Annotated in this window: 9 protein-coding genes; 2 read left to right on the top strand and 7 right to left on the bottom strand. The window is 30.8% G+C overall.

Annotated elements, in window-relative coordinates; translation table 11 throughout:
- Window positions 1-104: 104 nt before the first annotated feature.
- The 7 genes from C511_RS16720 to C511_RS0110995 all read right to left on the bottom strand — a co-directional run bounded on the left by C511_RS16720 (window position 105) and on the right by C511_RS0110995 (window position 6,369).
- A complete protein-coding gene (locus C511_RS16720; RefSeq protein WP_034782260.1) occupies window positions 105-383 on the bottom strand; it encodes an acyl carrier protein in 279 nt (92 codons plus the stop codon).
- Between the two features lie 11 nt (window positions 384-394).
- Window positions 395-1,606 carry a beta-ketoacyl-[acyl-carrier-protein] synthase family protein gene (locus C511_RS0111020; RefSeq protein WP_024997438.1) on the bottom strand — a complete coding sequence of 404 codons (1,212 nt, stop codon included), beginning with the start codon at window positions 1,604-1,606 and terminating at the stop codon, window positions 395-397.
- A gap of 12 nt (window positions 1,607-1,618) precedes the next feature.
- A complete protein-coding gene (locus C511_RS0111015) occupies window positions 1,619-2,356 on the bottom strand; it encodes an SDR family NAD(P)-dependent oxidoreductase (protein ID WP_027318143.1) in 738 nt (245 codons plus the stop codon).
- An 11-nt stretch (window positions 2,357-2,367) separates the two neighbouring features.
- Window positions 2,368-3,534, bottom strand: a complete 1,167-nt coding sequence (locus C511_RS0111010) for a beta-ketoacyl synthase N-terminal-like domain-containing protein (protein WP_027318142.1) — start codon at window positions 3,532-3,534, stop codon at window positions 2,368-2,370.
- Entirely contained in the window at window positions 3,531-4,433 is a 903-nt protein-coding gene (locus tag C511_RS17290; protein WP_158332567.1) for a 3-hydroxyacyl-ACP dehydratase FabZ family protein, read from the bottom strand. The genes C511_RS0111010 and C511_RS17290 overlap by 4 nt, the downstream gene beginning before the upstream one ends.
- Before the next feature lie 146 nt (window positions 4,434-4,579).
- Entirely contained in the window at window positions 4,580-5,971 is a 1,392-nt protein-coding gene (locus tag C511_RS0111000; protein ID WP_024997435.1) for an AMP-binding protein, read from the bottom strand.
- Window positions 5,968-6,369, bottom strand: coding sequence for an LbetaH domain-containing protein (locus C511_RS0110995; protein ID WP_024997434.1), 402 nt, complete (start codon window positions 6,367-6,369; stop codon window positions 5,968-5,970). The genes C511_RS0111000 and C511_RS0110995 overlap by 4 nt, the downstream gene beginning before the upstream one ends.
- A 386-nt stretch (window positions 6,370-6,755) precedes the next feature.
- Here C511_RS0110995 and C511_RS0110990 point away from each other — a divergent pair, with 386 nt between their 5' ends.
- Together C511_RS0110990 and C511_RS17285 are read left to right on the top strand one after the other, a co-directional pair.
- A complete protein-coding gene (locus C511_RS0110990; RefSeq protein ID WP_034782254.1) occupies window positions 6,756-8,942 on the top strand; it encodes a TonB-dependent receptor in 2,187 nt (728 codons plus the stop codon).
- Entirely contained in the window at window positions 8,923-9,351 is a 429-nt protein-coding gene (locus tag C511_RS17285; RefSeq protein ID WP_024997432.1) for a DUF2141 domain-containing protein, read from the top strand. The genes C511_RS0110990 and C511_RS17285 overlap by 20 nt, the downstream gene beginning before the upstream one ends.
- Window positions 9,352-9,355: the final 4 nt, after the last annotated feature.

Here is a 9,355-nt window from a genome sequence, read left to right as displayed (position 1 = left end):
TGAGCAGCAACAACGGGTTCGAATCTTTCTTCCAATTCGACAATGTTCAATTCTTCTAACATAATTTTCTAATTTTAAGGGTTTAACAATTATTGGATACATATTTACTCTTTATCTTTATTTTCAACAGCATTATAAACGCTATCAGCCAGAGAACCAACTGTTTCAAAACTTTTATTATCGAAGCATGAAGGCTCAATATCGAATTCTCCAACCAGAGCTGATGTTACTTCAAGTACACACAAAGAGTTGTCGAATAACCCAGGTTTATAACTTGTGCCGAATAAGGGTGTTTCATCTAGAATATCTTTCACTTCCATGTTTAGATTCAAAGTTTCAATAATAATCTCTTTCACTTTTACATTTAATTCTTGCTTTTTCATCTTAGTAAATTTTAATTATTTATATTACTTATAATTATACTTGCCATATTTCCACCAAAACCAAATGAGTTTGATATTATTGCATTTATTAGGACATTTTTTTTGTTATTATTTACAAATTCAATTTTTTCTGAGGGAGGATAATGATATTCCTTGCCATTAGCGAAAATGGTACTATTTTGCATACTCAACAAGCAAATTATAGCTTCAATACTTCCTGCTGCTCCTAATGCATGACCTGTTAAACCTTTTGTTGAGTTAACATAAGTTTTTGCTTGTTTATTCTTTAATAGCAACTCAATACCCTTTATTTCTGATAGATCATTCTTTTCAGTACCGGTACCATGTGAATTGATATAGCTGATATCATCAATATCCATTTGACTTGCAGTCAAAGCATTTTTCATACATTTGTAAGCATATATACCTTCGGGATGTGGCGCTGTTGGATGATAAGCTTCATTCAAGGTATAATATCCTTTAATTTCACCATATATTTTTGCACCTCTCTCTTTAGCAGATTCATATGATTCTAAGATAAGCATAGAGCATGCATCTCCTAAAGACATTCCATCTCTCTCATTGGCAAGTGGCTTACAGCGGTCTCTTGAGATAGCCATTAGAGAATTAAAACCAGAATAGGTTAATTCTGTAAAAATATCTATACCACCACAAATCATGATATCTTCTTTTCCATTTTTAATTAAATCAAATCCTCTTCCAATTGAATTTGTTCCAGAAGCACATGCAGTAGATATAGTAGAAACAGTCCCATTAAGTCTAAATTTACGAGCAATCTTCCCTATCATTATTGGAGTGGTATATCTCCCAAATTCATAATTCTCTTTATTCAAATTAATCTGATCTTTTATCCTATCCATCATTATGTAGCTTGCTCCTACTGAAGTACCTAAACATAATCCTGTTTGATATTTTTTCAACATTTCTGTATTTAACAAAGCGTTGCTCAGCGCCTCATTTATACACTTGCATGCAATTGAATACATAGTGGATGGCTCATCTTTCTTTGCGGAAGAATATAATTCCTGATCCATAATAAACCCCCGGTTATTCCTATATAATTTATGATCTGTTAAAAATCTATCATCTGGAATTCTTTCGTATTTATCAATCCTATTATTTAAACTATACAACATTTCTTCAATCGTATTACCTAAAGATGATACTGATCCCATGCCTGTAATTACTACTCTTATATCCATTTCGTTTTATATTTAAGCAATTCCACCATCAATTAATATCTCTTGATTTATCAAATAACTAGGTGCTTCAATCGCTAAATAATGAATTATGTTTGCGACCTCTTTGGTAGTACCCATTCTTTGAAGAATACTATTCTCTAGTCTTGAATTGTAATAAGCTGCCGGTGAATTTGAAGTCATTTCAGTTTCAATAAATCCGGGAGCTAGACAATTAATAACTATGCCAGAACCTTTCAACTCTTTAGATAAAGACTTAGAAAAAGCTGATATAGCTGACTTGGAAGCCGAATATGCTGATTGCCCAGGATTTCCTTTAATCCCGGATAAGGATGTTACATTAATTATTCTTCCGTGTTTATTTCTTAGCATTATAGGAAGAACAGCTCTGGTACAGTTTAAAACGCTTCCAAGATTAGTATGCATTACTTTCCACCATTCCTGCGAACCTGTGAGCATAAATTGTTTTGCTGAACTCCCTGTTATACCTGCGTTGTTTATGAGAATATCAATGTTTGACAATATAGATTTATTTTCTTTAAATATTCTTTTAACTTCATTCTCTTCAGATAAATCACATTTGATAGCATAAACCGAAATACGGCTTGTGGATTGTAAATCTGTTATAATTTTATTTGCATCAGCTTCTGAACTATTATAAGTAAAGAATACATTATTTCCAGTATTAGCGAATTTATAAACCAATTCTTTACCAATACCTCTTGAACCTCCTGTAATGAATATATTTTTCATAACTTATGAATTTATGAGTTTAGATTCTTAAGTAAGAATAACGAACTAGAACCTCCCTCTTGAGTAGTATTAACTAATGCTATATTTGCATTGGATTTATGACATCCTTTCATATCTGCAGGGTACTTTTTTTCGTGCAGGCTTTTTGCTGCTAATAAGATTCCAAAAAGGCTACTGGCCGAACGCATATCCCCGGTATATTCTTTATGACTTGAATAATGAATATTTTTAGCTATTAAATCAGCCAATAGTTCTTTAGGCTCATTGGTGCTCTTCTGTATATCAGTCTGAAAGGGGCTAAACCAAAGAATATCTGAGTCATTAGGAATATAGTCGAGAATTCCCATTATATTATTACGAAGGTTCTTTTGAGTTCTTCGTGTTGTGCTATCTATATTCTCATAATCAAAACTGGTATTGTAATCAACTATTTCTGCATAAGGTTTTACCCCTCTTTTTTTTATACTTTCCTGGGTTTCGATTACAATGAAACAAGCACCCTCACCTAACATCTTTTGCTCAATTCGTTCCGTTTTAGAAATAGCTTCTTCTAAAGAATATCTCTCATCTATTAAGCAATATGACTCCTGTTCGCTCAACACATAATAATCTGTATAATGATCAATAGCCCCACAGATCACCATATCAATAACACCTTTACGTACTAAATCAATACCATAGCACAAACTACATTCATTTAAAAGCAATGAACTGGGGCCATTCAGTTTAAAGAGACGTGAAATATCACCTATTGCAGTATTAGTAACTGTTTTAGTGAATTTCATTGGACTTATTTTCGATAATCCTCGTTGATACAGATCCTGAAGATATTGCTCTACTGATGAAGCAGAACCCATTGACGTATCAATCACCATTCCTATTTCATTATTCTCCGTATTCAAATTTAATTTTGCATCCTCAATTGCTTTTTTACAAGCATACATGCCAAGAAGAGAATATCGAGTAGGTGGGAACATTTCAGGCCATTTTATCTCTTCTTTAAAAGAAAGTGATTGTGGTAATCCGTAATAATGGCTCCTAATATTAGAATTTTCCCAATCCTTAATCTTTTCAAGACCAGTATAACCATTTGATATGTTATCCCACGTTTGTTTAATACCATATCCAACAGGAGAATAAACTCCCAACCCGCTTATAAAAATCTTCTTGTTTATCATGATTGTACTGATATAATAAGTTCGGCATTGCACACTTCTTCTTCACCAACAAAAGCATTCACGATAAATTCAGTAAAAGTCATTACACTATACTTTTTAGTAGCTTTTATCTGGATTATTGAATCTGGAGAAACTTCCTTTTTAAATTTTGCAGACTTAATACTGACTGCTTTACCAGCTTGTATATTTGCTGAATTACTTTCTTTGCTGGTGTTACTTAATCGAACCAATATTCCGCAAGTCTGGAACATCATCTCAATTATAAAAACTCCAGGAACAATTGGATGATTTGGAAAGTGACCATCAAAATAAAAATCATTTCTATCCACCGTGCGTTCAGTTACTACAAAACTTTCATAATCAGAATCTATAATTCTATCTACCAATAACATTGTTCCATTATGAGGTAATAAATCAACCGGCTTTAATTTTGTAAGTTCCATATTAGATACATTTAAATTGTATATTATTTTTTTTGAATATAATTTCTCTGCTGAAATAGCGATTATATAGTTTCTGTCAAGCATTATATGAATGGTATCTAAACCGTACTGTTTACTACTTAATTTATTATATATGAAATCCTTGATACCTTTATTATCAAAGTATTTAACAATCGATTCCAGTCTTGTCCATTCTTTAAAGAAAGTAAGATAATCTTTTATGTCAGTCTTAAAGAAATGATTGAATACTTCAAATTCATTTCTTGGAACGTCGAAATTAATATGCTCAACATCAAATCCAACTTTGAAGTCGCTCAACATACAGAATGTATACCCCCCAGAATAAGAAACTGCGATATTATAATTATCCATTATGAGCTTTCCAGAGTGATTGTGATAAATTGTCCCCAATGATGAAGATGGTATTCCCAAAAAACGACAAATATTAATCATCATACACATAAATGTTAAGCGCCGATTTTTATAAAGATAAGAGTAGGATTCTTCTAACCTTTTTATCATTTCAATATTATATAAGCGATTTACCATATTAATTTCCTTATCAGTAAAAACATGCTTTAATTCAGAATAAAATATGAATGTCATTTATATTGATTATATTGATATCCAACTACTGTTAATGAATAATCCAAATCTTTTTTTATACCGAAATATGAATTGAATGAGTCTTCCATATCAAAATTCACACTGTCTTTGCTCTTATAGAAAATCGTAAAAATCAGTTTACTATCTGTATCTTTCTGAATTTTGACCTTTAAAACATTCGGATTATTATAAAAAAATGACTTAAAATCCTGAAACCAATACAGCTTTGAACCGATCATTATATACTCATTATCCCTACCTAACAAACAGTATGTATTATCAGAGTTGTATACAATATCTTTGGTCATTATAAATTCAGAAGATTCTGGTTTACACAAACTGCTCCCTTGTATATAACCTAAATAGATTGAAGGGGTATATATCTTTAAATATCCTATAGCTTTAATCTTCGTGATTTCTCTATATTTTTCATCTTCAACAATTGAAACTTCTATACCAGGATTAATCTGGCCTATATCCACTTTAGTCTTTTCAATATTAAGTTTAGAAGTCGCAACACGCGGCCCAGCTTCTGCCAACCCATATGTACCATATATTTCACAATCAAACAGGCTTCTAACTCCGTTGATTGTTGATTGACAAGGCTTATCTCCACCTAGTGTAACAAATCTTAGATTATTGTTTATAAAAGTATTATTATAGATTAGTATAAGCCGTGCTAATAATGGGGTTAAAAAAATATTCGTAACATCATAATCATGAATAATTGTTTTAAGTTGTATTACACCGACTATTCGAGGGGCTATAATAATATCTGTACCTACAAATAAATGTGTTAAAAATTGGGCTATTAAACCATATGAATAAGAAAAGGGCAATAAAACAAGAGTTCTTTCATCTTTTAATATAGGAAGTGATTTCCTATTAGATTCTATGTTGAACAATGTTTCTTTAGCTCCTAATAATATTTTTTTAGCTACAGTGGAAGTACTCTTTGAGCTTGTTACTATAATAAAATCATTTTCATTTCCTTTATAATAGTCTTCCGAATCCATTTCATATACTACAACACCTGAGATTGAATTCAGAATGATAGGCAAAGTTTTAGTGGATGAAATAATGCTGTTCGTAATAATTGCTTTGTATTTTAGATCCGAAATATTTTTAATATCTTCAGTATCTACTATGAAAGGAATCAGATCACTTTTCAAACAAGCAAAAAAAGCCAATATAGACTCAAATGGATTACTTATTTTATATATAAGTACAATGCTTCTTGGTGTTAATTTTGCCATAAACAGCTCAGAGCTGATATTCATAACTTTTTGAAAAAAAACATCATAGGTATAATGCGATTTTGTGGATACGTCAATTATACATGACTCTTTAAATTCCATAAACGGTCTAAAAAAATCATTGCAGCTCATCTTGATAAAATTTTAATGATTAACTTTATTAATTCTTCATCACTCGAAGTGTTTATATTTTCAGAAAGAAAATGTGAATCGTCATCAATATGGCTTGTAAAATTGACATCTTGAAGTTGTGTCTCAACCATCAACCTTATCAACCTAGCTACAATACAGTCATAATTTATATATAGACTCTTCTGAATGAAAATATTATATTCTTGGATGTACTGTCCCTTTTGCATTATATTTTTTGCCTCTTTAGCCAACAATGCGCAACAAAATGCTTGGTATGCATTCTTTTCATCTTCACTTATCATATTAGCAATGTTTTTATCAGTTAGAACTTTAATTAAATCTGAAACTGATTTTTCTTCATATGCTACATCTATAAAAAGAGTTTTAATAGTATTCATATATATTTATTTGTTTTTTCTAATGAATTTATTTAGTTCAACAGGGATTGGGTAAATCTCTCATTTAACCGATGTTCGTTTTGACTTTGCAACATTAAGGAACATAATTTGATAAATAAAATTTTGGTGACAGACAGCTTAAAATAGTGATATTTGTCTAATAGCAAGCCATGACTGACAAAAACAAATGACAGTTAGCTAACCCATTTTATGAATAGCTAGATACTCTACTTCAACAAAACAAACCTATCCAAACGTGTTTAAAACCTAGTCATTAGAAATATTATTTGTTATTCATCACAAATTGTAGCTGTATATCCTTGTTAATTGCTCGAGTTAATTATAGTCTATAATATTGTGCTATGAACCAAAATATCATATAGATTATGAAATACTTTTTTAAAAGAACACTACTGTTCATTTTGCTTATTTATTGCGGTGGAGAAATGTTATACTCTCAGTCAAAGGCAGAAATAAGTGGCATCGTCAAAGATAAAACGAATGAGCCTCTCATTGGAGCAAATGTTTTTATATATAAAACTATAGAAGGAGGTATTACAAACAATGATGGTAAATTTAAGTTTGTAACGACAAAGACTGAGGCGGATACTGTAACGTTAATAGTAAGCTATCTTGGATTCAAGGATTATAAAATAACCTCAAATGTGTCTCGTCTGAAAAATTTGGAAATAACACTAGAATTAAAAGACATTGCAATAGATGAAGTTGTAGTTGTCGCAAGTAGTTTTAATTTTGGCTCGGACGGTAATAAGCTAAAAAAGATGAACTCTTTAGATATTGTAATGACCGGAAGTTCAAATGGAGATATTTATGCCGCCCTTCAATCTTTACCTGGTACACAAAAAGTAGGGGAGAATGGTAGATTATATGTTAGGGGTGGAGAAAGCGATGAAACCCAAACATTTATTAACGGAATGCATGTTTTAGAGCCATACACAACTAATGCAGAAAATTCAGTCCAAAGAAGTCGCTTCTCTCCTTTTTTATTCAAAGGTATTAATTTAACATTAGGAGGGTATGGGGCTGAATATGGACAAGCCTTATCCTCCGTATTACCAATGCAAACAACTGATGTATCTTCAGGGGACAAACTTGGGATCAGTGTCTCACCATTCAGTTTTAATTTGGGAGGTACTATTTCTCAAAAAAAGAGTTCTATTTCCTTTAATGGTGATTATATGAATATGCATTTATATAACAAAGCCTTTCCCGACAAATACAATTGGGTTAACCCTTATCAGAAAATTTCCGGACAAGGTCAATATAAAATAGAGTTTAATCCTAATAATATATTGAAAGTCTACTTAGGATATGATTATACCTCATTCAAACAAAAAGTAGAAGGGACATTCGATAAAACCAATAAAAGGAACTTATCACTTAGAGAGCATAACGTATATATAAATACAACATATAGGTCATTCTTCAATAATGGATACTCGTTATTTCTAGGGGCAGCAGGTTCAATTGTTAAAGATAAAATGGACAATGCCTTAGTAAATGATGATGATTATAAAAATAACCGGCAAGAAATACACTTAAAAGCCACAGTTGATAAGTCTTTCTCTAATATATACAAAACATCTTTTGGTGGAGAAGCATTCTTAAGGAAAAGCGTGAAAGATTATTCAATCTTACAAGAAAATATACAGCGTAAATATGATTTAGGCTATGATGTATTATCTTTTTACACCGACAATAACCTAAAATTACATAAAGGATTATACTTCAATTTTTCCGGTAGAATGGAATATCAAACTAATAATAAAAAATGGACACTCTTACCGAGAACAACTTTAAGTTATATACCTAATAATAGTCTACAATTTTCTGTAATTTATGGTTCTTATAGTCAATCAACAAAAGATGATATTCTTGCACTGAACAGAAAAGACTTGAAGCAAGAATTATCTAATCATTTCATATTTAGTATGGCGTATAATAAGCCTGGATTAGTATTCAGAATTGAACCATATTATAAAAAATATAAAAAATTACCATTATTAGAAGATGGCATATATTTGTCAAAAGGTTATGGACATAGTAAAGGAATCGATTTGTTTTTGGAAGAAGAAGTTTTAATAAAAAATTTAAGATCGACAATAGCATATTCTTATAATGACAGTAAAAGGTTATATCTCGATTATCCTGTATTATCTCAACCCCAATACGCAACATCGCATAATTTCAATATTTCTTTCAGGTACTACCTTTCTCCTATAAAAACATATGTAGGTGCGTCTAATCTTTTTGCAAGTGGAAGACCTTATCATAATCCTAATAAAACAGGATATATGAATTCAAAAACAAGCCCATACAATAGCCTTGATTTGAATCTTACTTTCCTTTTAAAGCCTAACATTATATTATATACTTCGGTGACAAATATACTAGGAAGAAACAATATCTTTAATTATAACTATTCATCTACTCGTGGCTCTGATAATATATATCATGGAGTCCCTGTAGTATCATCTCGTGAACGTTTCTTTTACGTTGGATTATTTATCTCTCTTAATAATACTAAAGCTTATGAAATCTCTAATTTTTAAACTATTACCCCATGTAAGCATCATAATATTACTTACATCTTCTGTCGTTATCAATTCAAATAACAAGTGCAATTTAACCATTAAGATAACAGACATATCAGCAATAAAGGGCGATATTTATATCGCTATTTATGACAACCAGAATGCATTTGATAATAAGAACGCCATAAATTCCAAACGTTTAATGGTTACGTCTACAAAAGAAGAATATACGCTTTCATTACCTATCGGAGAATATGCTGTTATCCTTTATCAAGATCTAAATAAAAATAAAAAATTGGATAGATTATTTTCTGTACCACTAGAACCGTATGGGATTTCAAATAATGTAAATGGATTCCCGTCTTTTGACATTGCAAAATTCACCCTTAAAAAAAATAAAACAATTATTATTAACATTAAAAAGTAAAAGT

Source organism: Bacteroides graminisolvens DSM 19988 = JCM 15093, assembly GCF_000428125.1.
GTDB lineage: Bacteria > Bacteroidota > Bacteroidia > Bacteroidales > Bacteroidaceae > Bacteroides > Bacteroides graminisolvens.
Note: the sequence above shows the minus strand (reverse complement) of the source record. Positions and strands in the feature narration are given on the sequence as shown.